Here is a 26,481-nt window from a genome sequence, read left to right on the forward strand (position 1 = left end):
AGGCCTGGGCACAAACCCCCTTTTTGGGAGTGTCTATTAGTTCTAATGCGACAAATAACACTGTCAACCCTGGAGCGCCACTAGTGTTGACAGTCACTATCACTAATACAGGCAGTGGAAATACTACGGCCGACGCTGTAGTGCGAACGGTGACAGGGTTGCCTAGAGACTTGACTAATGTTACGTTCAATGGCACAGGAAGAAGTGGTGCTACGTACAATCCGGGTACTGGTGCAGTATCGTTCACAGGGGGGCCTTACAGCCTAGACAAGAACCGTAGCACTCTTGATTTCACAATCTCCTTCGTCGTTCCTACTACGCCTTCATTCACGGCGGTGGCGACTGTTTCGGCTAGCAACGCCAATAACACAGGAAGGCAGGTGGCTGACAGTCAACGCATCACAGTGATTGGACCACCGACGGCTTACAATGATGACGTTACAGCCTCTTATACTTCGACCTCGACAATTAATGTGTTGGGTAACGACGACAATAACGGCAATCCAATCGACGCGACAACTGTATTCCTGAGCGCCAGCAACGCTACTCCCACCACCAGCCGGAGCTACACTAATGCCAACGGCATCGTGTTTACGGCTAACTCAAGCACTGGCGTTATCACTTTCACCAACCCCAATAAATTTGTTGGTAATGCTACAGTGGGCTACAACGTCAAGAACACGGCGGCTACGCCCCAGACGTCTAACACCGGGGTGCTGACCTTGACTCTCACCAACTCCGCCCCAGTGACAGTAGCGGATAACGCCACGACGACAAGCCTAGCTCCGCTAGCCAATATTGCCGTACTGGCTAACGACTTAGACCCAGATGGTACTAACACCATCAATAAGGCAACTATAGCACTTGTGGGTGCACAAGTTGGCGGGACGTTCACGGCCAACACCGCCGCCGGGGCCAACCAAGGCACTATTAGCTTTACTCCAACGGCGGGTTTTGTTGGCACGGCCACCGTGAACTACACCGTGCAGGATGAAAAGGGAGCTACTTCCGGCCAGGCCACGCTGAGTGTAGACGTTACGTCGGCCCCCACCGACCTAGCTACAACTATAACTGCGCCTAGCCCTAACTCATTTGCTAATAACGCTCCAACCGGCACCTTCACGGTTACTTACACCAACAACGGACCAGTTGTTGCGCCAAGCGCAACGCGCACGCTCACCTTGTCGGCGGCCGTGACCAACATTTTTGTGAACGGTGCCGGTCCTACCAGTAGTAACGCTACGACGCAAACCTTCGCGGGCGGCGTAACTTATGATGTTGGTTCGCGGACGTTCAACTTTGGTACGGTTACCAACCAGGCCGCCGGTAGCTCGGCTTCGTTTACTTTCCGGTATACTACACCAGGCACGGGCACTAGCATCACGGCCACCAGCAACACAGTTTTAACGGGCGCTCCTGACTCCAACCGAGATAATAATACAGCTGCCCTGACTACTGCCCTGGGAGGCGGCATCGCAGACGTGCAAACCACCATTACAGGCCCAACTACGGGCCCAGCGGGGGGCTTTGTGAGCTATATAGTTACCACTCGAAATTCGAGCACCACCACTGCTGCTACTAACGTTGTGACTCGAGTAGCCGTGACGCCTACCAGCCTAGTTGATGTTAGCTCTTCGGACCAAGGCGTGTACAATGCCGGGGTCACTACCTTCCCCGCTGAAGGCTCGTTAGCGGCTGGTGGTAGCATTTCGCACTTGGTACGGATACGTATTCCCGTTACGGGAGTGAGCACTATTACGGTCAAAGCCAGCAATACTTCCAACGAAGATCCCACGCCAAACAACAACGATGGCTCGGCTGCTAATGCTAACGTTACCACTACCGTCACGCAGGAAGCCGACGTGGCCGTCACCATCAACGGTCCGTCTCAGGCGCTGCCGAACTCTCCAACCACTTATAACGTGCTCGTGGCCAATAACGGCCCTAGCAACGCCACCGGGGTCACAGCTCAACTGACTTTCACGGGCAACAAACCTGCTACCGTAACAGTGGCGGGCGGCAGCTACAACTTCGGTACCGGCGTTGTTACGTTCACCATTCCCAATGGGGGTACTTTGGCGGCCGGTAGCTCAACGCCCTTCACGCTGCGGTTTGCAGCGCCAGCATCGGGCTCCGTATCGGCGCAGGTGCAGACAGTAACGGCTACTACCAGCACGGATCTATTCCCGGGCAACAACAACGGCACGCGGTCCGATGCCCAGCTGACGACCACCATATCCACCTCGTTGCCCCAGAACCGCTGCTCATTGCCCGGCACCCGTGTCGACGGCACCTTCGACGGCACCTTCTCCGTCAATACCTACTACCCAGGAGTGAGCGCCACCTCTGGGCAAAGCAGCCTTACGGTCGGCGCTAACTTTTTGCCAACCTCGGGTACGCCTCTTGCCGCTGGCGACCTGATCATGATTATGCAGATGCAGGGGGCGACCATCAACTCAGCTAATACCAGCGCCTACGGCGACGGTGTGGTTGATGGTCCGGGCAGCGGCCAACTCAGTGCCACCGCCGGCCAATACGAGTACGCCATCGTGGCTCCCTCGTACACGGCCGGCAGCACCACTGTGCCTCTCGTCGATCCGCTAACCAACACCTACCAGAACGCCAACTTCACTGGCACCGACGGCCAGAAGCGCTTTCAGGTAGTGCGCGTGCCGCAGTATCAATCGTTCACGCTGAACGCTGATATCCTGAACGTAGTGGCCTGGAACGGCGCTGTTGGTGGGGTATTCGTGTTTGATGCCGCTGGTGCTCTGAACCTGAACGACCACAAAATCGACCTGAGGGGCAAAGGCTTCCGCGGTGGAGCGGGCCGGCAGCTGGGAGGCGCCGATCCGACGACGAACCTGACCGGTACCGATTACCGAACTCCGGCTAGCCTCGACGCTAACGGCTCAAAAGGTGAAGGCATTGCGGGTACCCCGCGTTTCCTCAACAACAATGGCACCCTGCTCGATACCGGCGTAGAAGGCTACCCCAACGGCAGCAATGGCCGGGGTGCTCCGGGCAACGCCGGCGGCGGCGGTACCGACACCCACCCGATCACGGACCGAACACCAGCTAACGATGAAAATACTGGTGGCGGTGGCGGCTCAAATGCCGGCAGCGGCGGCCGGGGTGGCGACGGCTATGATTCCGACCTGCCCAGCGGTGGCGACGGTGGCGCGCCTTTCCTACAGGCAGCACCGAGCCGCGTAATCATGGGTGGTGGCGGCGGGGCCGGTACTACCAACAACGGCACGGGCACTCCCGAAGCGGGCTTCGCTAGCTCGGGCGCGGCCGGTGGCGGTATAGCGCTGCTGCGGGCCAGCACCATAGTCAACTCAGGCGTCATTGACGTGAGTGGCGCCGACGCAACCTACGTGGCCGGCAACGACGGCAGCGGCGGCGGTGGAGCCGGTGGTAGCGTGGTGCTTATTGCTACCAACAGCCTCAACAAAGTGACCGTGCTGGCTAAAGGCGGTTTTGGTGGTACTAACACCGGAAATGGCTCACCCCACGGCCCCGGTGGCGGCGGCTCGGGCGGCGTGGCGTTTAGCTCTTCGGCCATCAGCGTTGGTTCTTCGTTCGCGGCGGGCATCAACGGTACCACGCTTGGCAACATCGCCTATGGCTCGACATCTGGTTCCGCCGATACGCCCCCGTTCCGCACGAATGTAACGGTACCGGAGACGCCGCTCATTCAGGCGGCGGCCAACTGCGTAGCCGACGTTAAGACCACGCTCACCGGGCCCTCTACTATTGCGGCCGGCGCTGCTTCGGGACTGTTTACAGCTACTTTCACCAACGACGGCCCAGCTGTAGCGTCGTTTCAAATTCGGCGCATAACGCTGCCAGTGGGAGCTACGCTCTCGGCTGAACAGCAAGCAGCCCTACCTAGCGGAACCTCGTACACGGCACCGGCCAACGCCTCTTCGGCCGGCAGCCTCGACTTCGGCACGCTTAACAATGTGCCTTCGGGCGCTGAAAGCACGTTTAGCTTCCGCATTACGGCCCCCAACGTAGCCGCTAATACGGCCGTTTCGATCACCAGCATCACCAACTCGCCCACCCAAGGCACCAACCAGGGTAGCGACGTAGGCCCGAACACAGCTACGCTGGATCTGACCATCACCACGGCCACCACGCTCTCGGGTACTATCTTCACCGATGAGAACTACGGCGGCGGCAGCGGCCGCAACTACGTAGTCGCCAACCGTTCGGCTATGGATATGGGCTTCGCTAACAATGCTATTGGCAGCGCAGGCACCCGGGTAGAGCTGTATGACACTGATGGTCGACTGGTTACCACCACCACTACCGGGGCGAATGGCTTCTATTCATTCAATGTGGGTGCAGGCACTTATACGGTGCGCGTGGTGAGCAGCACCGTGAAGTCGGCGCGCAACACGAACAACGTGACGGGCCTGATTCCGGTGCAAACGTTCCGCTACGACAACGGGGCCGATGGCAACCGGGTGGGTGGCGAAAACCCCTCCCTCGCTGACGCAAACGCCAACACAGGCAGCCAGACCCTAGCGGACCTGACGGCCGGAGGACGCGTCGCGCAATCTATCGGGACCGTAACCATTGCCACGGCGCCCATGCCAGTGCAAGGCGTGGACTTTGGCTTCAACTTCGACGTCATTACCAACACCAATGACGCCGGCCAAGGCTCCCTGCGCCAGTTCATTCTCAATAGCAACGCCCTCGTCAACACCAACCTCAACCAGACGGCCTTCAACAACAACGGCACGGACACCGGCACGGACCCCGCGGCGGGAGTGGAAACCAGCATTTTCATGATCAGTGATGGCCGCACGAGCAATGTGCCGGCTGGTCTGCGCTCCGGCATAAACGGGGGCTTCGCCGGAAACACGGCTACCATCACGCTGGCCTCGGCTCTGCCTGCCATCACCGACAGCAACACCGCTCTGGATGGGGGCAAGCAAACGGCCGCGACCGGTGATAATGTAGCGGCCATCGCCGAAACTACCACGGGGCCGGAAGTGCTGATCAACTTCAACTCTTTCAGAGGGCTAGAAGTCACGGGGGCCTCCACCCAGATTTCCTCCCTCGGCCTCAGCAATGCCCGCGGCGACGGCAGCCTCTTGCAAGGAAGCGCACTGTACGTCAATGGGGCCGCTGCAACGACCATTACGAACGTTACGGCCAGCGGCAACAATACTGGCGGCATCCGCCTAAGCGGCGCTACTCGGGCGTCGATAACGAACAACGTCATCCTGGGTAGCTCGACTCAGGATGCGGCTGCGGCTGGAATTCAGATAACGGGTGGCACTACCAACGCCTCTATCACGGGCAATGCCATCAACAGCAACCGAGGCAACGGTATTGAGTTTATCAGTGGTACCAACAACACCAACACGATAAGCAACAACATTATCCGTAGCAACGGGGCCGGTGTTACCATTTCCGCCGGCAACGGTAACGTGTTCAGCCAGAACACCATCACCAATAACACGGGCGATGGTATTGCGGCGGTGACGGGTACTTCGGGTAACCAGTTCACGCAGAACAGTATTTCCAGCAATGGCGACCTAGGTATCGACCTCTCCAGCACTAGTGCACCGTCTGGCGATGGTGTAACCAAGAACGCGGATGGTAAGACAGCCGCCGCCGGGGCTAACGGCCTGTTAAACTTCTCGGTTATCACGCAGGCGAAGGTCAACGGTCCAAACTTGCAAGTGACGGGCTTCGCGCCGGCCGGGTCCGTGGTGGAGTTCTTCTTGGCCGCGGCTGATGGCTCGGGCTTCGGTGAAGGCGTCACCTACCTCTTCTCGCGCACCGAAGGCAGCACCGCCGACGGCGACGCTCGGGTGGGTGCTTACAGTGGCCTGATCAACGGCCGTGACCAAGGCAGCGAAGCCGCCGCCCGCCGCTTCGTGTTCACCATCCCGCTCAGCACGGCGCAGCAGACAACGCTCAATCAAGTAGGCACGTTGATTACAGCGACGGCGACGGTGACGGGCCAAGGCACATCGGAGTTCTCGGGCAACGCGCCGACGACGGCGGGCCCACTGCCGGTGGAACTGACCAGCTTCGAGGTGACGGCCGTGCAAGCCGACGCCCACTTGCGCTGGACGACAGCTTCCGAAAAGAACAACGACCACTTCGCGGTGGAGCGCAGCCTCGACGGACGCACGTTCACGGCCATCGGCCAAGTGCGGGGCCAGGGTAGCACCAGCCAAGCCACGAACTACGCCTTCATTGATGCGGGCATCGGCCGGCAACAGCCGGGTCTGGTCTACTACCGCCTGCAGCAGGTGGACACGGACGGCACAAGCACTTATAGCCCTGTGCGCACCGTCAGCTTTGGCACAAGCGTGGCCCTTAGCCAGCCGAGCCTGGGCGTGTACCCCAACCCGGCCCACAGCGACGAGCGCACGGCCACGCTGGACCTGTCGACGCTGCCGGCGGGGGCCTACCAAGCCACGCTGCTCGATGCCACGGGCCGACTGCTTGGCCGCTACAGCGTGCAAGGAGGAGTGAACAAAGTGGTGACCGTGAATTCGTTGCCTGCGGGTATGTATTTGGTGCTTGTGCGTGGCAATGGCCTCAACTTTAGCCAGCGGTTCGTTAAAGAGTAAGTCGTAATACTCAAAACAAGAAAGCCCTTCCTCACTCGAGGAAGGGCTTTTTTGTTTGTCCTGCCTGGGCTACGGGCCGTGTTATTGGCGCAACTCACTTCATAAGCCACTTGGGATGCCAACACAAACAAGGTGTTATAACTGGGCTGTCAGATTCGTGTAAGCTCGGACCAACTGAAAATGTCCACTGCGCCACTTAGCTGGCATAGCAATTAGCCGCTTACATACGGAGAGTCAGAAGGGAGTACAGCTAGTATGAAAGTCCCACTAGTGCTCGGCTGCTCTCGATTTGTTGGCACGCCTGGTGACGTGCGGTGGTAGGTAATGAAGGTGAATATGTTACGCTTGCAATATCAACTGGTAAGCTCAGTTTGTCGATTAAAATAAAGTAATACCTACATAACTCATTTATGACAACCACTAGGTAGTTTTGTGGAGCTTGCAACATTTTTTCCAAGCATAATTTAAGATTCTTTCTTTGATGAAAGCATTGCTAAGGTCCAGCATTGTGCTTGGAATGGCTGGTTTGCTAGGCGGAACAGATGCTGTTGCTCAAAGCATTACGGGCACAGTTTTCGAAGACGCCAACTACGGAGGAGGGGCCGGCCGAAGCCGCGTTGCGTTGGGCAGTAACGCCGTGGGCCGTTCCGGCGCTACGGTGGAGTTGTACAACAGCACCGGTGTCTACTTGCGCAACACCACCACCGATGCCAACGGAGCGTACACATTTGCGGCAGTGTCCGATGGCAGCTACAGCGTGCGGGTGCTTAATAACACGGTCTCGTCGGCGCGCACTGGCTACGCGACGGGGTTGCTGCCAGTGCAAACGTACGCCGGTAACGATGCCAACGCCGGCAACCGGGTAGGAGGGCAGGCGCCCGAAAAGCAAGATGCTGGTGCAGGGTCTTCAGGCAGTAATGCTACGCTCGTTATTCAGGGCCTCAACCCTAGCGGCGGCGACAACACCGCTTTTGTAGACTTGGTGGAAGTGCTCAACGGTACCACTGCGGTGAGCGGTGCCGTGGGCAATGCCTCGTTCGAAACGCCTAGTGTAGGTACGGGCACCAACGCCTACCAGTACAACGTGAGCGGCGGCACATGGGCTTTCAATGGGTCCTCGGGCCTTGCTGCTACTGGCAGCGCCTTTGGGGCACCCACGGCGCCTGGCGGCAACCAAGTGGCATTCGTGCAGTTCACTGGCTCAGTGCAGCAGACTCTGACATTGCCTGTAGGCACTTACAGCCTACGACTGCAGGTAGCGCAGCGCGGTTGCTGCAACGGCACCAACAACCAAACCTTAAACATTCGAGTCAATGGTGTTGAAGTAGGGCAAGTGCAGCCCACTTCTACTACGGCTTTCAGCACCTATACCACCAGTACTTTCCAGATAACCAGCGCGGCGAGTACGCTGACTTCTCTGACTACCGCCACGGTGGCGCCGCAAAGCGTGGCTCCCGTCACGGTAGCCGCCGCTACCGTAAGCAACGTGGACTTCGGGTATAGCTTCGATGTGGTGACTACCACCCGCGACGCCGGCCAAGGCTCGTTGCGGCAATTTATACTCAATGCCAACGCCCTCGGTAATCCAGCTGCCTCCTTCGACCAGCGGCCATACTTCACCGGCTCAACTACTAGCGGCACCGACTTTCCGGCTGGTCAGGAAACCAGCATTTTCATGATTCCCGACGGACTGGCGCGTCCTGGCTTACAGGCAGGTTTGGTGAACCAACTCACCAACGCGAGTGGCGTGGCCGCCACTACGGCCAGCCGGGCGCTGCTTAGTTTGGCCAGCTCATTGCCAGCCATCACGGGCGCTAGCACGGCACTCGACGGCACCACCCAAACCAGCCAAAATAATTCCAACCCGGTACGGCTAGGAACGGGTGGCCGGGTAGGAGCTAGCACCGGCTTGGCTCTGAGCCAGATTGCCGGTCCCGAAGTGGAAATTACAGTGCCCGCTGGCAATACTACGGCGGCCGTGACTTTTCAGGCGGCGAATGGAATATTGCGCGGAGTGGCCATCCACGGCGGTACCTTGGGCGTGAGTGTGAGTGGCACCAGCAGCACCGGGATGCTGCTAGAAGCAAATGCTATTGGGACGACGGCGTTTAGCGCTGATTTGCCCGCTACGCTGCCCATCACCAACACCGGGGTACAACTGTCTAACCCCACGGGCACCTTGCAAAACTGCCTCATTGCATATGCGGGCAACTCGGGCCTCAACTACTCGGCGGGCAGTGGCACGGCGGGTTACGTGATTCGTAACAACGAATTCAACCAGAACGGCCAACTCGTAGCCGGGGGCGACGCTATTTCCGTGGGCGACAACGGAGCGGCGGGACCGCTGCTCATCGAAGGCAACCGCATTGCCAATAGCAACAGTAGCGGTGTCCAATTCGAGATTGGCCGCGTGAGTAACAACGTAGTGCAGCTGAACACGATAACGGGCAATGGCAAGGGTGGCGCTACCACCCGGCTAGAAGGCTCAGGCATTCACTACCTGCTGCGGGTCGGCACCGAAACCAGCAGCAACTCCGACCTCATCTACCGCAACCTGCTCATCGGCAACCAATCCTCAGCGGTTGTAATCAACTACGGACAGCGCGACGTACGCATCAGCGAAAACTCCATCTCCGACAATGGCGACGGTACTACGGGCGGGCAGGGTTTGCTGCCGATAGACTATACGCCGGCCACATACTTCGTGAATAGCACCAACGCTGAAGGCGGCTCACGCTACGGCCAGGGCGACGGGGTTACGCCTAACGATGGCAGCTTCATAGATCGGCAGGGCAACACTGGGATGGACTATCCCGTGATTACGAGCATCACCAACCCCGGCGGCAAACTGCGCGTGCAAGGCTTTATTGGGCGGGCCCAGCAGAGCGGCACTCCTAACACGTCGGTGGCTGGAAACAGCATTTTCGGGGGCGCTACCGTGGAGGTATATGCCGCCAACAACGCCGACAACAACCAGAACGGCCCTATCTACTCAGATGCTTCCAACGCCACTTACAACCCGACGGTGGCGCACGGCGAGGCGCAGAACTATGTGGGTACGCTCACGGCCGCGGCCAACGGTACGTTCGATTATACCTTCCCTGCCGTAGCCTCCAACATCAACAATGGCGATGTAGTAACCGCTATTGCTTACTTGCCTGGCCGGGGTACCTCGGAGTGCGGCGTAAACCAGGTGAGCACCTTCAGTGTGCTGCCGGTAGAACTGAAAGAGTTTGAAGTACGCGCCGCACGACTAGACGCCCAACTAAACTGGAGCACGGCTTCCGAGAAAAACAACGACCGTTTCGATGTGGAGCGTAGCTTAACCGGTAATGAGTTTGAGTTGATAAGCACTGTTCGCGGGCAGGGCAGCACCCAAGCAGCTACCGCCTACTCCTTCACGGATGCTGGCATCGGTACCAAAACGCAGCGCCTGGTGTATTACCGCTTGCGCCAAGTAGATACCGACGGTACGGTTTCTTTCTCGCCGGTGCGCACGGTGCGTTTCAACACTCAACCTCTGCTGTCCACTCAGCTAGGCGTGTTCCCTAACCCGGCCAACTCGGCCGAGCAAACTGTAACGCTGGACCTGAGCAGCCTGCCCCGGGGCACTTACCAAGCCACGCTGCTTGACGCCACGGGCCGCTTGCTAGGCACTTATTCAGTTGCGGGTGGGGAAAACAAGCTGGTGGATGTGCGGACATTGCCCGCTGGTACTTACCTGCTGCTAGTGCGCGGTAACGGCTTGCGTCTGGGCCAGCACCTGGTGAAGCAGTAAAGTCTTATAGTGCTTAGTTGGTAGTGCTTGGTGCATAGTTCTTGCGTAAACAGCGAATTTTCAGCAAGTAGCGAACTACTTGTTTAGGGTTGAAACACCAGGAAGAACCTAATTGCTACGAGAGCCCCGCCGAATGCTGGCGGGGCTTTTTTTATGAAATTATTTTCTGCAGACTGAACTGCTGTAATGGAGAGTGAGAACAATAATACTTTGAAAACCAATAGACTATAATGAAGACTTCTGGTCGAGTTCAAGGCAGAGCCAGCGCTTACTCGACTTCAACCCTGCTCGGCGCAAGGCAGTATAGCACTACATCTTTCCCGCTTTGTGCTATGCCTGCCCTCATTTCCGCCACTCCCCGTCCACGCCGTCATCGTCCGCCAGCCACTCCGCTTCTCAATTTTGATGTGGTGATAGTTGGCGCGGGCAGCGCGGGCCTGAGCGCCGCGTTGGTGTTGGGTCGTTGTTTGCGCCGGGTGCTGGTCTGTGATGGTGGGACGCCGCGCAACGCTCCTTCGCCGGGCGTACACAGCTTCTTCACCCGCGATGGTATCAAGCCCGCTGATCTAATACGGCTCGGCCACGAACAGCTACAACCGTATAGTACGGTGGAGGTGCGGCCGGCGCGAGTAACGTCCTTGGAAGTCATTCCTGGTGGGTTCCAACTAATGCTGGAAAGCCAATCTGGCCCGCCGCAAACTTGCACCGCGCGCAAGGTCTTGCTGGCAACGGGCGTGGAAGACGTATTGCCCGCAGTGGAAGGCATGCAGGAGCTCTGGGGGACCAGTGTGCTTCATTGCCCTTATTGCCACGGCTGGGAAGTACGCAACGAGCCGCTGGCGGTGTTTGGACACAGCAAAAGCGTGACGGGACTGGCCCTGCTAGTGAGCCGTTGGAGCAAGGACGTGATACTCTGCACCGATGGGTCGGACAACCTTACGCCCAACGCGCTGCGCCGCCTGCGCCAGCACGGTATTCGGGTGCGAAAAGAAAAGATTAGCCGGCTGGAAGGCACCAAGCGCGGCAAGCTGCGGCACATCGTGTTTGAAAATGGCGAGACGCTGGAACGGGCGGCACTTTTCATTCATCCGCATCAGGAGCAGCGGAGCCCCCTGGCCGTGCAGCTAGGCTGCCGGTTCACCAAGAAAGGCAGCTTGTGGGTGAATAAAAACGCGGAAACCACCTTCCCCGGCCTCTACGCCGCCGGCGACACCACGCCCGGTTTGCAGCAAGCCCTACTAGCCGCCGCCAAAGGCGCCCAAGCTGCCATCAACATCAACGAAAGCCTCACCCGCGAAGAATGCCCTAAGTGAGAGCTTAGAGGTTAGAAGTGAGAACTTAGAAGAGGTTCTTAAAGGCGTGTTTCGCTGTTGGGAACATAGTTGTTGGGCTTTCACTCCGTAGACCGGGCTTCAGCCCTGGGATATCAGAGCAGCCCGGTTTCCCAGGGTTGAAAGCCTATATCATGCAGCGACGCACACGGTACACCAGTCCAAAGTTGGCTGTTTGAAGAAAGTACGACGCTCTAGTTTGCGCCGGAAACCCACTAAAATAACAAGCCCTTGATGTTTCAACATCAAGGGCTTGTTTCAGTGAAACGGCCTTTATTGGAGAGGCGTTGCCTAAGCAATCAGCTTCGCATGGCTTCGTTTTACTTGGCCTACCTACTTATTACTCAATTACCACTCTCCGGCTGGTAGTCTGCCCTTCGGTGCTGAGGCGGAGCAAATAGATGCCGGGCGACACGCCACGCCAGGAAAGCTCAGTGCGGGAGGTCAAAGTGGCATGGCGCACTTGCTGCTGGTATACCGGGCGGCCTAGAGCATCAAGCAGCTCTGTTTCGATGAGGCGGGCTGGGCCTTCTATCGCCAGCGTGAGTGGCTGCGCGGCTTGGGCCGGGTTCGGATAGACGCTCACGTTCAAGTCGCGGAGGGCGGCTACGGTGCCTTGGACCTGCCGGATGGTGAGCGTGACGATAGCGTTGGCACTCACACAGGTATTCACCGAATCGACCACGTAGTAGGTGTACACGCCGATGGCCGTGCGGCCGGTGGCGTAGGAGTCGCCGGCAAACAGGCGCTGGGTGCGGGCGGCATCGGCGTACCACACGCGGGTGCCGGCGGTACCAGTGCTGGCCGTGGCCGTGAGCGGCGGCACGGGCTGGCCGAAATTAACCGTCTGGTTGGCCGCCGTTGGGGCCGGCAACGTCTCCGTAAACTCATACGCCCCGATATCGGGAGTTGTGGCGCTACGCATAGTGTTTGAGTAGTCCACCGGGACGCCGGGAAGTGGCCGCGCCGCGCCGTCGAGGTTGCAGGTACGCGTGGGGCGCAGGTCACCGGGAAACGCCAGCACGAAAGACGGCTGGGCGGTCAGGCTGGCTTGGTCCTGGCCGGTGGCGGTGCGCAACGCAGCTAGGGTGGCGCGGTCAGCGCCATTCACGTAAGCTAAGACGGCGCGGGCCCCGTTAGCGGCGTAGGCGTTGTTGTTGATGGTGGTGAAGGGCGAGGTAGTGGGAGCCGAATACACGGCGTAGGCTTTGCCACCGGTAGCCGTGGTGGTTTGCTCGTTGGCGAGCAGGTTGTTGACCAACTCTATATCCGTCACTTCGGTGTTCACCGCCACAGCCGCCGTTACGGGCGTGGTACCGCCAGGCAGGTTGCCCGTCAGTCGCACAGTATTGTAGTACAGCTTATAGCCACCCCCAAGCGAGGCATAGATGCCGTGCGGTGTGAACAGAAAACCGTTATCACCGTTGCTCCTGATGTCGGAAATGACGTTATTCACGACCCGCACGTTGGCGTTGGCCCCAGCCGAGAGCCGAATGCCGTAAGCCCCATACGAATCGGCCGCCGTAGTACCGGTATGCGAGATGTCGCGGATGTTGTTGGCTGAGATGAAGCCGTTGGTGCTGGTGGTGCCCACTACAATACCAGCCACCGACGCAGTGGCCGCGCGGGTTACGCCCGCTACCGTGTTGTTGTACAACTCAAACCCCGTGGTAGCCAGCATCACAATGCCGCTGCCACCAATCTTGTCGGCGGCTACCGTGGAGCCAATGGTGTTGTTATTGACGATGATGCCAGTACAGTTGCTCTGCGCTTGCACGCCGATGCTGGTGCGGCTAATGAAGGAACGGCGCAGTTGGCAAGTGGCCGCTCCGCTGAACGCCACACCGTAGCCCGTGGCTGAGCTGGCCGCTTTCAGAGTCAGGAAGCTCAGCCGCACGTTGCGACCCGTCACGAATAGCACGCCGCTGCTGGCGGCCGTGCCGGCATTGGTGAAGGTGAGGTAAGAATCAAACTGGCTGCCCATGGGCTGCTCGCCGGAAATATCCACGTAGCTGGCGTCCACGATGAGCAGCGGCGTAGCGGCGTTGCCCGCGAAAGTGGAGCCCGTAGTACCCGCCCGCGCCGAATTGATGCTGATGGTATTGGTGGCGCTGGAACCAGGATTGGCATTGAGGGTAATGGGGTACGTCTCATTGGAATAAGCGGCATCGGTGAGACGCAACGTGAGCGGGCCAGTCAGCTCGTTGGCGTTCAGGTCGTTGATGGCAGCTGTCAGCGTCGGGTAGTCAGCGCCGGTCTGGGTGCCCACTAGCTTCAGCCCACTCAACGAGCCTATTACTTTGTAGAAGTTAGGGCGGTTAGGGGCACTGCCGATGTTCGCCACTGACGGGGCCACGAAACCCAAAGCCGGCGAAGCACTCACGTTGGCAGGGACGCTCAGATCCTGGGCCGTCACGAAATACTGGATGGTGTCGCCGACGGCGGGGGTGGCGCGCAGCTTGCTCACGTCCACCACGAAGCTGTAGCCGGGGCTGGGCGTGGTGCTGCCGGTGGTCCATTTCCAGCCGTTTCCGGTGGCGTCGTTGGCCGTCGTAAACACGTTGGCATCCGTTGATTTCTTGTAGTAGAGCCGGGGCCCGGTGGCCGCCGTGTTATCCACGCCCGACAAATCCTGGATGGAAACGCCGCTGAGAGTGCGGTTGGTGGTAGTGGAGCTATTGCCGAGCGGCTGGTATATAATAGCCGGCCCACTCACATCAATTCCCACGAAAGAGCCTTCATCAGCACCCAGGTCGGGGCTGTTAGCCGTGCGGGCGTCGCCATCAATATCGGTGGGTACGGGGAGGGCAGAGGCAGCTAGGGCAACACCGCCGCTTTCCACCTGCGTGGTAGCGCCGGGCTGAATGTGCGGGTCGGTGAGAGCGTTAACAAAGGGCACGTTTTCCGCCACGGACGCCTGCTCAGCGGGAGCCGCCCGTAGCTTGTATTGCGCCAGCGTTTGGTCGACGACGGGCGTCGTAGCCACCCCGTAGAAAACCGGCTTCTCGGCCGTCGGCGCACCAGCGAAGAACAGGTTGTTGTTGGACGTGGCCGCGAGGTTGGTCAGCGTGGCGGTGCTCTTGAAGAAAGCCGCTGCTACCCCACCACCCCCGGCTGGCAACCCGGTCACGAGGTTTACGAAGATGTTGTTGCGCAAATCCACGGCCGGGGTGCCCGAAATATAAAAGGCGCCGCTCTTGTTGGTAGCCGCCGTGGCAGCGTAGGTCAGCACCACGGTGTTGTGGTAGCAGTAGTTGTTGGTGCCGCCCCGAAAGCTCAGGGCCCGCACCGAAGTGCCCGCCGTGCTGGCCGGAGCCTTCACGTCGTACACAAAGTTGTTGAACACGTAGTTGGTGGTGCCGCCCGTAATGTCCATGCCCGAGGCAAAGGCCGAGGTGCCGGCCGCCAGGATGTCGTAGGTGCGGTTGCGGCCGATGCGGTGCGTGGCGCCGTTGTTCACGTAAATGGCCTGTACTGCCGCCGTGGTGCCCGTTTCCGTGAGGCCGTGCACGCGGTTGTCGAGGATGTCGACGGTGTTGTTGGTGCCCGTGGAATAAATGCCGTACACGAAGCCGGCGCCGCTGAGCGTGGCTACTTCAGTGTTGCTGACCCGCGCCGTGGTCTGGGAGCGAAGGTAGATGCCGTACACGGTGCCCGTAGCGCCGCCCGCAACGGCCCCGATGTTGAGTACGCGGCTAGGCGCGCCGCCCGGTAGCTGCCCCACTTCGTTGCCATCGTCGTAGTTGGTGCCGCCAGCGTCGAAGTTGTAGCCGTAGTAGCAGTCCTGCACCGTGTTCGAGAGGAAGCGGTTCAGGTTGTTGTTGCCGTCCTGGGCATAGATGCCGGAGGTTCTGGTGAGGTTGGTCCGGCTCAGGTCCACGGTGGCGTTTTGCACCGTGTTGTGGGTGGCGCCGTTCTTCAGCCAAAAGCCAAACTCTAACTGCGGCGTAGGCGATACATTCGCCGCCGCGTCGTTCACGTCGATGCCGTCGAAGGTTACGTAGTCAGCACCATCGAAGGTCACGGCGGCATCGGTGGCGCCAGTGCCGGTACCTTCCAGCTTGGGGTTGGTGCCCGCGCCGTCTTTGCGGAAAATGATGGGGTTGGCTGCCGTGCCGCTAGCCGTAATGGCCGGCACCAGCTCCGCGAAAGTGACGCCGCTTTTCACCAGGAAAGTAGCTCCGCTCGCCCCCACACCTTGGGTGTTCAGCGCCGCCACGGCCGCCGCGAAAGTGGCGTAGTTGGTAGGCCCGCTGCCACCGGGGTCGATGGTGTAGGAGCCAGTGAGCTGGGCGGCCGCCGAGTGACTTAGGCCAAGCGCCAGCAAAGAGTAAAGAATGTGCTTCATACGAGAATCAGGAAATGAAAATGTTGGGCGGAAGATAGAAAAAACAGGCTATTGCCGAGTTAGGATTCTATCTTTTCTTTTCCGCAACTCGCCCCATTTCTTATTCTTGCTAGTAAGCCATTTGCCACAAAGTCAGTTGCTAATGCGGCTATAAGCGGCAAAACCGCCGCCGCGAGGCTGCCTACGCTACCTCGGCGGCAACGGCGGTATCTTCCAGCGTGCAGATGCCGGGCAACGCGTGCTGGCCGAGCGTCTCCCGGTGGAGGTTTCCCCATTCGCGCAATGAGGCCAGAATCGGTTCCAGCGTGAGGCCGTGGGCCGTGAGGCGGTATTCCACGCGGGGCGGCACCTCGGCGTACACGTGGCGGTGCACCAGGCCTGCATCTTCCAACTCGCGCAGCTGCTGGGTGAGCATCTTCTGCGTCACCTTCGGGATGAGGCGCTGCAACTCGCCAAACCGGAGCGTGCCTCGCTGGGCCAGGTAGGAGAGCACAAACACCTTCCACTTCCCGCCCAGCACGTCCAAGGCCGCCGTAATAGCGCACGCCGGAGCTTCTTTTTGCTTTCTCATGAAAAATAATCGGTTGATTATCAGCAACAGTTTCCTAAAGGTACTAGAAGTACTTTTAGGTGTCTACTTGACAAAAGTATCCTGAGCGCCGAACCTTTGCAACACCACCTCGCCACACCGGCAGGGTCGATTCAACGCAGTGGAAATCATGCAGAAACTACAAGGAAAAGTAGCCCTCGTTACGGGCGGCAACTCTGGTATCGGGCTGGCTACGGCGCAGCTCTACGCGCAGGAAGGCGCGCAAGTCGTTATCACTGGCCGCGACCAGGCCACGCTCGACCAAGCCGCAGCCCTCATTGGCCCAGGCACCGTAGCCGTCCGGGCCGACGTAGCCGACCTCGCCAATCTCGACGCGCTGTATACCCAGGTGAAGGAGCAGTTCGGCCACCTCGACGTGCTGTTCGTCAATGCCGGAGTGTTTAAGGGCGGCTCCCTGCAAGACAGCACCGAGGCGCTCTACGACGAAACCTTCGACATCAATGTAAAAGGTGCCTTCTTCACCATTCAGAAAGCCGAGCCGCTGCTGCGCGATGGGGCCGCCATCGTTATCAACGCCACGGCGGCAATTCACGCGGGCATGCCGAGTGCTTCGTTGTACGCGGCTTCTAAGGCGGCCGTGCGCCAGCTGGCCCGCAACCTCAGCAACGAGTTGGCGGCCCGCAATATTCGGGTCAACGTAGTCAGCCCCGGCTACACCCGCACGCCCATCATCGGGCGGGCTGGCTACAACGACGAGCAAGTAGAAGGCTTCTTTACGCACGTGTCGGGCGAGGTGCCGCTCCGCCGACCCGGCCAAGCCGAAGAAATTGCCAAAGCCGTGCTCTTCCTTTCCTCCGACGATTCCAGCTACGTGGTAGGGGAGGAGTTGCTCGTGGATGGCGGTTACAACTCCGTTGGCGCGGCTGGCGTGCAGCGCTAGCTCTTCCAGATACAAGTGTCATTCCGAGCATGTGGCGCATCAAGCCAGGGACGGGGAATCTGGGCACTCACTACAAAACAACCCATATTCCTCGTTCCGCTCGGAATGATAACCTCCCCGAACCTAAAAACCCTCTAATTTTCAGCTAATTTATTCCCCAAACCCCAGCCGGACTACCCGGCCGGGGCTTTCTGCGTATAGCCGAGTTAAACCTGAACTATTCGTGCTGTTATGGCTAAAAAGACTGCTGCCTCTAAAACGCCCGAAGCCGCCAAACCGGCCCCGAAAGTCCCGACCAAGCAAGCTGCCCCGAAGCGCCCCACAGCTAAGGACATGAAGCAACACGCCCAGAAGCTGCCCTATCCGGCCGCTCAGGCCGATATGCAGCTCCAGCCCGACATGAGCTTCAGCACCTACCGGCCAGCAGCCAAGCTCCAAGACAAGATTGCACTGGTAACCGGAGCCGACTCGGGAATTGGGCGGGCCGTGGCGGTAACATTTGCGCTGGAAGGCGCCCACGTGGCCGTGCTCTTCAACGAAAACGTGGCCGATGCCGAAGAAACCAAGCGCCTCGTCGAAGCCCAGGGCCGCAAGTGCATTCTGCTCCAGAGCGACGTGCGCGACCCGGAGCAGTGCAAGCAGGCGGTGCGCCGCACCCGCGCCGAGCTGGGCGGCCTCAACGTCCTCGTCAACAACGCAGCGTTTCAGATGAGCCAGGAGAAGTTCGAGGACATTCCCGAAGAGCAGATCCGCCGCACTTTCGACACCAACATTCTCGGTTACATCTGGCTGGCGCAGGCCGCTATTCCGCATCTGCAAAAAGACGACTGCATCATCAATACGGGCAGCATCGTGGGCCTCACCGGCATCCCAATTCTAGTGGATTACGCCTGCACGAAATCGGCCATTCACGCCCTTACCAAAAGCCTGGCCACCTACCTCGGACCGCGGGGCATTCGGGTGAATTGCGTGGTGCCCGGCCCAGTCTGGACGCCCAACATTCCGGGCACCATGCCGCGCGAGGAAATCGAGAAGTTCGGCTACGAGGTGGCCTTACAGCGCCCCGGCCAACCCGACGAAATAGCGCCCGCCTACGTTCTGCTAGCCTCCGCCGACGGCTCCTTTATGACCGGCTCCCTCGTCCACGTCACGGGCGGCAAAATGAGCAGCGACCAGTGAGGAGTTGGTTTTTGGTTGGTGGGCTCTATCGGCTATTGGTTATCTTCTGATCCATCTTTCTGAATAACAGAGCTATTCGGTGGCGTCATTGATTTAGTCACTGAGCAACCACCAAAACCAACTGCCCGCCAAAAACCAAAAACTACCAACCAAAAACCAATGAAATATTCTGTTCGAGCGCTGCTGCAAACCGACCACGTAACACCGTCCACGCGCGCGGCGCTGGAGGCGCGGCTTGATGAGCCAGCGCACTACGAGCCGCAGTTTTTCGAGGCGGCTACGTACGCGCTGTTGCAAGCCGTAGCGGCTCGCCTCATCCCGCAGCCCGAGCGCGAAACGCCTATCGCGCTGGCTTCCGCAATCGACAAGCGGCTGCTGGATGGCGCCACCGATGGCTGGCGCTACGATGCCATGCCCCCCGACCGGGAAGCCTACCGGCTCGGGCTCGGTGGCATCAACCAAGCCGCGCAAGCGCAGTTTCAGCAATCTTTCGTAGAGTTGAGCGAAGCGCAGCAAGATGCCGTATTGCAACAGCTAGCCGCCGGCACTGCCGCCGGCGAAAATTGGCAGCTGCTGCCCCAGGGCCGCTTCTTCGAAGAATTGCTCGCCGAGCTGACGGAAATCTACTATTCCCACCCGCTGGCCCAGGAAGAAATCGGCTACGCGGGCATGGCCGACGTGCCCGGCTGGCAACGCATCGGCCTCAACGAGCGAGAAGAACGAGAGCTGGATGTTTGATGTGCTGATTGGTTGATGTGCTAATGTGCTGATGATTTGTGGGTTAATGGCTCCAGATACAAATGCTAGCCAACACTTTGTTAATCGTTCCATCCTAGTCCTGGGAACAGCAATCAACTCACAACAAGGCACCACATCAACCCGTCAGCCCATCAGCACATTAGCCCATCAACCCATCAGCACATCAACCCCATGCCCGACGAAGAAACCCTGGAAGAAGGTGTATTGAACCCGGTGAAGCCGGCGGTGCAGGACCCGTTGCTGCAAGCTATTCTGGCCGAAAATGCCGCCGAAGCGCCAATTGAGTTGGAGCAGCCTGCCCCGCTCCCCGACCCCGTGGACGAGGTGGATTGCGTGGTGATTGGTACCGGTGCGGGCGGGGCGCCGTTGCTGGCTCGCTTGGCTATGGCTGGCCTGCGCGTGGTGGCCCTGGAAGCCGGCCCCCGCCGCGACCCCACCACGGAGTACGCCACCGACGAGCGGGCCCAGACCTTCCTGTTCTGGAACGATGAGCGGCTGTCCGCCGGCCAGAATCCGGTGGCTTTCGGCAACAACAACTCCGGCACCGGCGTAGGTGGCTCCACCCTGCACTACACCGCCTACACGCCCCGCGCCCACCGCGCCGACTTCACCCTGCACACCGATTTCGGCCAGGGCGTCGATTGGCCTTTTGGGGTGGAGGAGTTGGAGCCGTACTACGAGGAATTGGAGCATTTTCTGGGTGTATCGGGGCCCACGCCTTACCCCTGGGACCCCACGCGGCGCAAGGGTTACCCGCTGACGCCGCTGCCACTCAATGGGGCGGCCCAGCTCATGCAGCGGGCTTGCGCGCAGCTCGGCATCCAGACCTCGCCCGCGGCCAATGCGGCGCTGTCGGCGCGCTACTACCAGGAAGGAGTGGGCTGGCGCGAAGCCTGCACCAACCGGGGCTTCTGCCAGGCCGGGTGCAGCGTGGGCGCTAAGGCCAGCATGGACGTTACGTTTTTGCCGCTGGCTGAAGCGCACGGTGCTGAAATCCGGGCCGGGGCCTTCGTGACGGAGATTGAGCGCGACGAGCAAGGCCGCGTGACGGGCGTGGTGTACGAGCAACACGGCCAAACCCTGCGCCAGCGTTGCCGCCACCTGTTTTTGTGCGCCGGGGCCATCGAAACGCCGCGTCTGTTGCTGCTCAACGAACTGGCTCTCACTAGCGGCCACGTAGGCAAGCACTTCATGGCGCATCCGGGCATGCAGGTCTGGGGTACGTTTGAGGAAGCCGTGCGGCCCTACAAAGGCATTCCCGGCGGCCTGATTTCCGAAGACACCCACCGCCCCAAAGGCGCCGATTTTGTAGGTGGCTACTTGCTACAAAGCATTGGAGTGATGCCCGTTACGTTTGCTTCGCAGGCCGCCCGCCAACGCAAACTCTGGGGCCAGCCGCTGCGCGACTATATCCGCCAGTACAACCACGTGGCCGGCATCAACATCCTCGGCGACTGCCTGCCGCACGCAGACAACTTCCTGGAACTGTCTGATGAAAAAGATGCCCGTGGTTTGCCCAAGCCGCGCGTGCACTTCACGGCTCAACAGAACGAGCAGCGCATGAACCGCCACGCCGAGCAGCTGATGCGCCGCATCTGGGAGGCCGCTGGCGCCCGCGACATCTGGTCCTACGAGCGGTACGCCCACATTATTGGCACGGCCCGTATGGGCCTCAGCGGCGACGACGCCGTAGTGAATCCCGACGGCCGCGCCTTCGACGTGCCCAACCTCTACATCTGCGACAACTCCGTGTTTCCCAGTGCCCTGAGCGTCAACCCCGCCCTCACCATTATGGCTCTCAGCCTGCGCACCGCCGATAAGTTTCTGGCCGCCCAGCGAAAACAGTAGCGCGAAGCTCCAGCTTCGCGCATCGTTGAACGACACGCGTTGTTTACCTCACGCCAGTCGTTCAACCTCAGCAACGACGCGCGAAGCTGGAGCTTCGCGCTACTGTTGTCCGCCGCTCCGTTCTGGCGGCAAACCAGCAGCGTAAGCAATACAAACAGCCCAATCCAAGCAGCCGCAATCAGCGACGTATGAACTTCCTGACGCTCATCAAAGCAAAATTCGGTGACGGCCACTACGAAGGCGACCAGTACGGCGGTGCCAGCGGCCACGACGGCTCCGGGCTGCCCACCGGCGCGCCCGGCAATTTCATGTTTGCCACCGGCATCGAGTGCTCCTACCCTACCATTCAAAACGGCACCATCCGGCGCGACTTGCTGGCCGAAACCGACCACTACAACCGCTACAAGGAAGACATCGGCTTGGTGGGGGACATGGGCCTCAAGGTGCTGCGCTACAACCTGCCCTACTACCGCATCCACAAGGCGCCTGGCAAATTCGACTGGGAGTTTGCCGATCTGGCGATGGCTGAAATCAAGCGCCTCGGTATCACGCCCATTCTGGATCTGATGCACTTTGGGGTGCCCGACTGGGTCGGCAATTTTCAGAACCCAGAGCTGCCCGTGCACTTCGCCGAATACTGCGGGGCCGTAGCGCGACGCTACCCCTGGGTACGCTTCTACACGCCCGTCAACGAAATCTACGTGACGGCCCGCGCCTCCGCCAAAGACGGCATCTGGAACGAGCAACTCCGCGACGACCGGGCCTTCATCACGGCCATGAAGCACACTGCGGCGGCCAGCATCATGGGCACCCAGCAGATTGCCCAACACCGGCCCGATTGCGTGATTGTGCAGAGTGAGTCGGCGGAGTACGTGCACGAGATGCGCGCCGTGCCCACGCCCGAGATTCAGCTGCTCAACAAGCTCCGGTTTCTATCCCTAGATCTGCTCTACGCCCACCCGCTCGATTCAGAAGTGCTGCTGTACTGCCTCGATAACGGCCTCACGCGCCAGGAGCTGGATTGGTTTATGGCCGGCGAGCCGCCCGGTTACCAGGTGATGGGCAACGACTACTACGGCCGCAACGAGCGCATCATCAAGCCCAACGGCGACTGGTGCTCCGCGGAAGACGTACTCGGCTGGTACAACATGACGCACCAGTACTACCAGCGCTACCGCAAGCCCGTGTTTCACACCGAAACCAACACCTTCGATGCCCACGACGCCGAATGCTGGCTTTGGAAGCAGTGGGTGAACGTGTTGCGCATGCGCCAGGACGGCGTGCCCGTGGTCGGCTTCACGTGGTATTCTCTGCTCGACCAGCTCGATTGGGATATTGCCCTCGCCGAAAAGCGCCTCACCGTAAACCCCTGCGGCCTCTACGACCTTGACCGCAAAATTCGGCCCGTGGGAGAAAGCTACAAGATGATGCTCCGCGAGTTTGGCCAGCTCACTATGGTGCCCCACGGCGAGCTATTCGCCATCACCGACCGGCCCGCTGTGCTGAAGGTGGAAGTGTAACCTGGCCAGATTCGGTGTGCCAAGTGATGTAGCCGGTCTTGGAGGCAGCTTATTCGTCTTTGATACCGGCTCCCAATAGTTGGAGATTAGAAGTTAAGCTCTGTATTAACTCCGAATAATCAGAGAATCATTTAGCCTTGAACAAGGAAAATGACGTTGAGCCCGTTGTTAAATAGCTGTAATTTAAATGTTTGTGACGGAGTTTGCCATGCTTATGCGCTTGGTACAGCAGTTGCGAAATAGCTTTAGAATAAGTGAGCAGCTTGCAACTCTTTGTCTGGAATGCCTACTTTAATTCTCAGCAACATCACCGCTGTTCTTCGCTGTAAAGCAAAAAATTACAGAGAGCGGACAGCAACATAGCAGCTCGTGCTGAGTTTGCTTATTTGTGTCTCGTCCTTCCAACCCCTGCCTGCTATGATGCCTCCCGAAGAACAACTCCCCGAACAAGCGCCTTCTAGTTCCGGTATGTCGCGCCGGGGCTTCCTGAAGGGAGCCGGCCTCACCGCCGCGGGCACCGTAATGGCCACCACTGGCTTGTCGGGCCTGGCCGAACCTGAGCCCGCTACGCCCACCGCCCTTGGGCCCGGTCGCACGAGTATCACGCTGAAAATCAACGGTGAGAACCGCAAGGTGAACATCGAGCCTCGCCAAACCCTGGCCGAAGTCCTGCGCGACGAACTACAGCTGACCGGCACCAAAGTGGTGTGCAACCGCGGCGCCTGCTCAGCCTGTACCGTCTGGCTCGACGACAAAACCGCCAACTCCTGCATGACGCTGGCCGTGGAAGTAGGCAAGCGCCAGGTCACGACCGTGGAAGGCTTAGCCAAGAACGGCAAGCTCCATCCGGTGCAGCAGGCGTTCATGGAGCACGATGCCATGCAGTGCGGCTTCTGCACGCCGGGCATGGTGATGAGCTGCGCCGCCTTGCTCAACCGCAACCCCAAACCTGGGTTGGAAGACGTGAAAACGGCCATTGCTGGCAACCTCTGCCGCTGCGGTACCTACCCCAAAATTTTCGAGGCCGTGTTGGCTGTAGCGCAGGGTTCCACTACTGTTTCCAAAGGGTGATTGCTATGGCTAATTATCGTAAACTGAAAAAGAGCGCCAAGAAGGCGGGCAAGTTCGAGGTCCTGGCGGCGGCCCTAGCCGCACCAGCGGTGGTTAACGCCGCCCCGGGCGCCACGCAAACCCTAACTATGCCCGTGGGCATTCCGGGCGTGAACCTGAGCACCGTGCAGCGCACCGTGCCCGCCGACGAGCCGCCCGTGTTGCCCATCAATAAAGACCTGAACGTCCTGGGCAAGCGCACTCAGCGCCTCGATGCTCAGCTGAAAGTGACCGGCCAGGCGCGCTACACCTACGACGTGCATTTGCCTGGCATGCTCTACGGCAAAATGCACCGCTCGCCCCATCCGCACGCTCGCATCAAGAGCGTGGATACTAGCGCCGCCGAGCGCTACCCCGGCGTGAAAGCCGTGCACATCATCGATACCGTGCAAGGCACCGCCGTGGAAGTGCGCGACCCCAACCACGCCAACCCCAAAGTGGAGCCCACCGGCGGGAAATTTCCGGTGATTCGCTATGTGGGCCAGCCCATTGCGGCGGTGGCCGCCACGAGCCAGCAAGCCGCCGAAGAAGCCGTCCGCCTGATCAAGGTGGAGTATGAAGTGCTGCCCTTCGTGGTGGACATGGACGATGCCCGCAAGCCCGACGCCCCGCTGGTATTTGGCGGCCGCCAAATCAACCAAGCCGGTACTGGCGGCGGGGGCGGAGCTGCTGCGGCCCTGCCCCAGAAAGGCAACGTGCGCGGCCCATCCACCAAGAGCCTATTCGGCGGCTCCCGCGGCGACGTGGCCAAAGGCTTCAAGGAAGCCGAACTGGTAGTGGAAGGCGAGTTTCGAACCCAGGTGCAAACGCACTCTCCGCTGGAAACCCACGGCATTGTGGCCGATTGGAAACCGGACGGCCTCACGGTGTACTTGTCCACACAAGGCGTGAGCGGGGCCCGGGGTGAGTTTGCCGAGTTGTTTAGTCTGCCCAAAACCCAGGTACGCGTTATCACGGAGTTTATGGGTGGGGGCTTTGGCGCCAAATACGGGGCCGGCAACTACGGCGTAGCTGCGGTGCACCTGTCCAAGAAAACGGGGTTGCCGGTACGCCTCATGCTGGACCGGCGCGAGGAGCATCTTTCCGAAGGCAACCGCCCGGCCACGGTGCAAAACCTGCGCATTGGCGCCAAAAAGGACGGTACGCTCACGGCCATGCAGCTCACCAGCTACGGCACGGCCGGGGTAGGCCTGGGCGCCGGCGTAGGCTGGATTGCCGAAACTATGTACCTGACCAACCCCAATTTCAAGAGCGAACAGTACGATGTGTTGGTGCACGCCGGCCCCGGCGCCGCCTTCCGGGCTCCCGGCGCTCCGCAAGGAGCTTTTGCGTTGGAGCAACTCATTGATGAACTGGCCGAACGCACCAACCAAGACGCCCTAACCCTGCGCGACAAAATCGACAAGAGCGACGTCCGCCGGGCACAGCGTAAGATGGGCGCCGAGAAAATCGGTTGGACCAAGCGTCTGGCTCCCGGCGCCTCGCCCGGCGTGGTGAAGCGGGGCATCGGGGTGGCGCAGTCGGAGTGGGGAAGGTTTGTGGAAATGGGCACCGGCTGCGAAGTACGCTTGCACCAAGATGGCTCGGTGGAAATCATGTCGAGCGTGCAGGACCTAGGCACTGGCGTGCGCACCATTCTGGCCCAGGTAGTAGCGGAAGAATTGGGGCTGAAACCCACTCAAGTCACCGTGCGCATCGGCGATACCAACTACCCGCCCGGCCCAGCTTCGGGCGGCAGCAAAACCACGGGTTCCATCACGCCGCCGGCTCGCAATGCCGCCTACAAAGTGGGGCAGAAGCTACTGGCGGCGGCGGCCCCGGCCTTGGGCGCTGCGCCGGATGCCCTGGCCTTCAAAGACGGCCGCATCATCGTCAAAAACAACCCGAGCAAGAGCCTGAGCTTCAAAGAAGCCGCTCAGAAACTGCCCTCGGAACAAGTGTCGGCCACGGAGCTGCGCAAGGACGATTACGGCGGGTTTTATCGGCCGGGCGTCTCGTTTGGACAGTCGGGCGGGGTGCAGTTCGTGGAGGTGAGCGTCGATACGGAAACCGGCTACGTGAAGGTGGAGCGAGTGGTAGGAGCGCACGACTGCGGCCGGCCGCTGAACCCGCTGGCGCTGGAAAGCCAGATCAATGGGGGCATTCTGCAAGGCATCAGCTGGGCGTTGTACGAAAACCGCCACATGGACCGCAACAACGGCCACATGCTGAACGCCAACCTCGACCAATACAAGATTCTCGGCTCCCGCGAAGTGCCGCAAATTGAGGTGCTGCTGGTGGAAGAATATACCGCCACTTCCTCAACCGATGCCATGGGCGTGGCCGAATCGGCAAACGTGGCCACGGCGGCAGCAGTAGCCAACGCCGTGTACAACGCCATTGGCGTGCGTATCCGCGAGCTGCCTATTACGCCGCAACGGGTTCTAAACGCCCTGGCGGAAAAGAGAAGCTAGATGTGAGATTATAGAATTGAGAAGTTAGAAGTGAGAGCCTAGAGAAGGAACTGAGCCAAT

Annotated in this window: 12 protein-coding genes; 10 read left to right on the forward strand and 2 right to left on the reverse strand. The window is 59.8% G+C overall.

Annotation, left to right across the window (positions count from 1 at the left end):
- The first annotated feature begins 380 nt into the window (after positions 1 to 380).
- The 3 genes from ACYSMN_RS23865 to ACYSMN_RS23875 all read left to right on the forward strand — a co-directional run bounded on the left by ACYSMN_RS23865 (position 381) and on the right by ACYSMN_RS23875 (position 11,696).
- Positions 381 to 6,605 (forward strand): right-handed parallel beta-helix repeat-containing protein, encoded by a 6,225-nt coding sequence (locus tag ACYSMN_RS23865; protein ID WP_488926440.1) that lies wholly within the window; start codon positions 381 to 383, stop codon positions 6,603 to 6,605.
- A gap of 517 nt (positions 6,606 to 7,122) precedes the next feature.
- Complete coding sequence (locus tag ACYSMN_RS23870; RefSeq protein ID WP_488926441.1) at positions 7,123 to 10,383, forward strand: SdrD B-like domain-containing protein; 3,261 nt, start codon at positions 7,123 to 7,125, stop codon at positions 10,381 to 10,383.
- Positions 10,384 to 10,715: 332 nt separating this feature from the next.
- Positions 10,716 to 11,696, forward strand: coding sequence for an NAD(P)/FAD-dependent oxidoreductase (locus ACYSMN_RS23875; protein ID WP_488926442.1), 981 nt, complete (start codon positions 10,716 to 10,718; stop codon positions 11,694 to 11,696).
- A 358-nt stretch (positions 11,697 to 12,054) separates the two neighbouring features.
- Here ACYSMN_RS23875 and ACYSMN_RS23880 read toward each other — a convergent pair whose 3' ends face one another.
- Both ACYSMN_RS23880 and ACYSMN_RS23885 read right to left on the reverse strand, forming a co-directional pair.
- Positions 12,055 to 16,062, reverse strand: coding sequence for a T9SS type A sorting domain-containing protein (locus tag ACYSMN_RS23880; protein WP_488926443.1), 4,008 nt, complete (start codon positions 16,060 to 16,062; stop codon positions 12,055 to 12,057).
- 181 nt (positions 16,063 to 16,243) lie between these two features.
- Positions 16,244 to 16,633 (reverse strand): winged helix-turn-helix transcriptional regulator, encoded by a 390-nt coding sequence (locus tag ACYSMN_RS23885; protein WP_488926444.1) that lies wholly within the window; start codon positions 16,631 to 16,633, stop codon positions 16,244 to 16,246.
- A gap of 148 nt (positions 16,634 to 16,781) precedes the next feature.
- On the opposite strand from ACYSMN_RS23885, the gene ACYSMN_RS23890 reads away from it, so the two are divergent.
- From ACYSMN_RS23890 to ACYSMN_RS23920, 7 genes are all read left to right on the forward strand, one after another.
- The gene (locus ACYSMN_RS23890; protein WP_488926445.1) at positions 16,782 to 17,552 is read left to right on the forward strand and encodes an SDR family oxidoreductase; all 771 of its coding nucleotides are present in this window, start codon (positions 16,782 to 16,784) and stop codon (positions 17,550 to 17,552) included.
- A gap of 231 nt (positions 17,553 to 17,783) precedes the next feature.
- On the forward strand, positions 17,784 to 18,731 hold the full coding sequence (locus ACYSMN_RS23895) for an SDR family oxidoreductase (RefSeq protein WP_488926446.1): 948 nt from the start codon (positions 17,784 to 17,786) through the stop codon (positions 18,729 to 18,731).
- Between the two features lie 159 nt (positions 18,732 to 18,890).
- Positions 18,891 to 19,469, forward strand: a complete 579-nt coding sequence (locus ACYSMN_RS23900; RefSeq protein ID WP_488926447.1) for a gluconate 2-dehydrogenase subunit 3 family protein — start codon at positions 18,891 to 18,893, stop codon at positions 19,467 to 19,469.
- A 192-nt stretch (positions 19,470 to 19,661) separates the two neighbouring features.
- Entirely contained in the window at positions 19,662 to 21,338 is a 1,677-nt protein-coding gene (locus tag ACYSMN_RS23905; RefSeq protein ID WP_488926448.1) for a GMC family oxidoreductase, read from the forward strand.
- Positions 21,339 to 21,526: 188 nt separating this feature from the next.
- Positions 21,527 to 22,858, forward strand: coding sequence for a family 1 glycosylhydrolase (locus ACYSMN_RS23910; RefSeq protein ID WP_488926449.1), 1,332 nt, complete (start codon positions 21,527 to 21,529; stop codon positions 22,856 to 22,858).
- A 417-nt stretch (positions 22,859 to 23,275) separates the two neighbouring features.
- On the forward strand, positions 23,276 to 23,929 hold the full coding sequence (locus tag ACYSMN_RS23915; protein WP_488926450.1) for a (2Fe-2S)-binding protein: 654 nt from the start codon (positions 23,276 to 23,278) through the stop codon (positions 23,927 to 23,929).
- A 5-nt stretch (positions 23,930 to 23,934) separates the two neighbouring features.
- Positions 23,935 to 26,421: a xanthine dehydrogenase family protein molybdopterin-binding subunit gene (locus ACYSMN_RS23920; RefSeq protein WP_488926451.1), complete on the forward strand. Its 2,487-nt coding sequence runs from the start codon at positions 23,935 to 23,937 to the stop codon at positions 26,419 to 26,421.
- Positions 26,422 to 26,481 lie beyond the last annotated feature (60 nt).

This window comes from Hymenobacter sp. M1-2 (assembly GCF_057808495.1).

Coding starts and splice junctions, on each gene's coding strand:
- ACYSMN_RS23900 (WP_488926447.1), top strand. CDS start 18,891: ATGAAATATTCTGTTCGAGCGCTGCTGCAAACCGACCACGTAACACCG.
- ACYSMN_RS23890 (WP_488926445.1), top strand. CDS start 16,782: ATGCAGAAACTACAAGGAAAAGTAGCCCTCGTTACGGGCGGCAACTCT.
- ACYSMN_RS23915 (WP_488926450.1), top strand. CDS start 23,276: ATGATGCCTCCCGAAGAACAACTCCCCGAACAAGCGCCTTCTAGTTCC.
- ACYSMN_RS23880 (WP_488926443.1), bottom strand. CDS start 16,062: ATGAAGCACATTCTTTACTCTTTGCTGGCGCTTGGCCTAAGTCACTCG.
- ACYSMN_RS23895 (WP_488926446.1), top strand. CDS start 17,784: ATGGCTAAAAAGACTGCTGCCTCTAAAACGCCCGAAGCCGCCAAACCG.
- ACYSMN_RS23870 (WP_488926441.1), top strand. CDS start 7,123: ATGGCTGGTTTGCTAGGCGGAACAGATGCTGTTGCTCAAAGCATTACG.
- ACYSMN_RS23885 (WP_488926444.1), bottom strand. CDS start 16,633: ATGAGAAAGCAAAAAGAAGCTCCGGCGTGCGCTATTACGGCGGCCTTG.
- ACYSMN_RS23875 (WP_488926442.1), top strand. CDS start 10,716: ATGCCTGCCCTCATTTCCGCCACTCCCCGTCCACGCCGTCATCGTCCG.
- ACYSMN_RS23905 (WP_488926448.1), top strand. CDS start 19,662: ATGCCCGACGAAGAAACCCTGGAAGAAGGTGTATTGAACCCGGTGAAG.
- ACYSMN_RS23910 (WP_488926449.1), top strand. CDS start 21,527: ATGAACTTCCTGACGCTCATCAAAGCAAAATTCGGTGACGGCCACTAC.
- ACYSMN_RS23920 (WP_488926451.1), top strand. CDS start 23,935: ATGGCTAATTATCGTAAACTGAAAAAGAGCGCCAAGAAGGCGGGCAAG.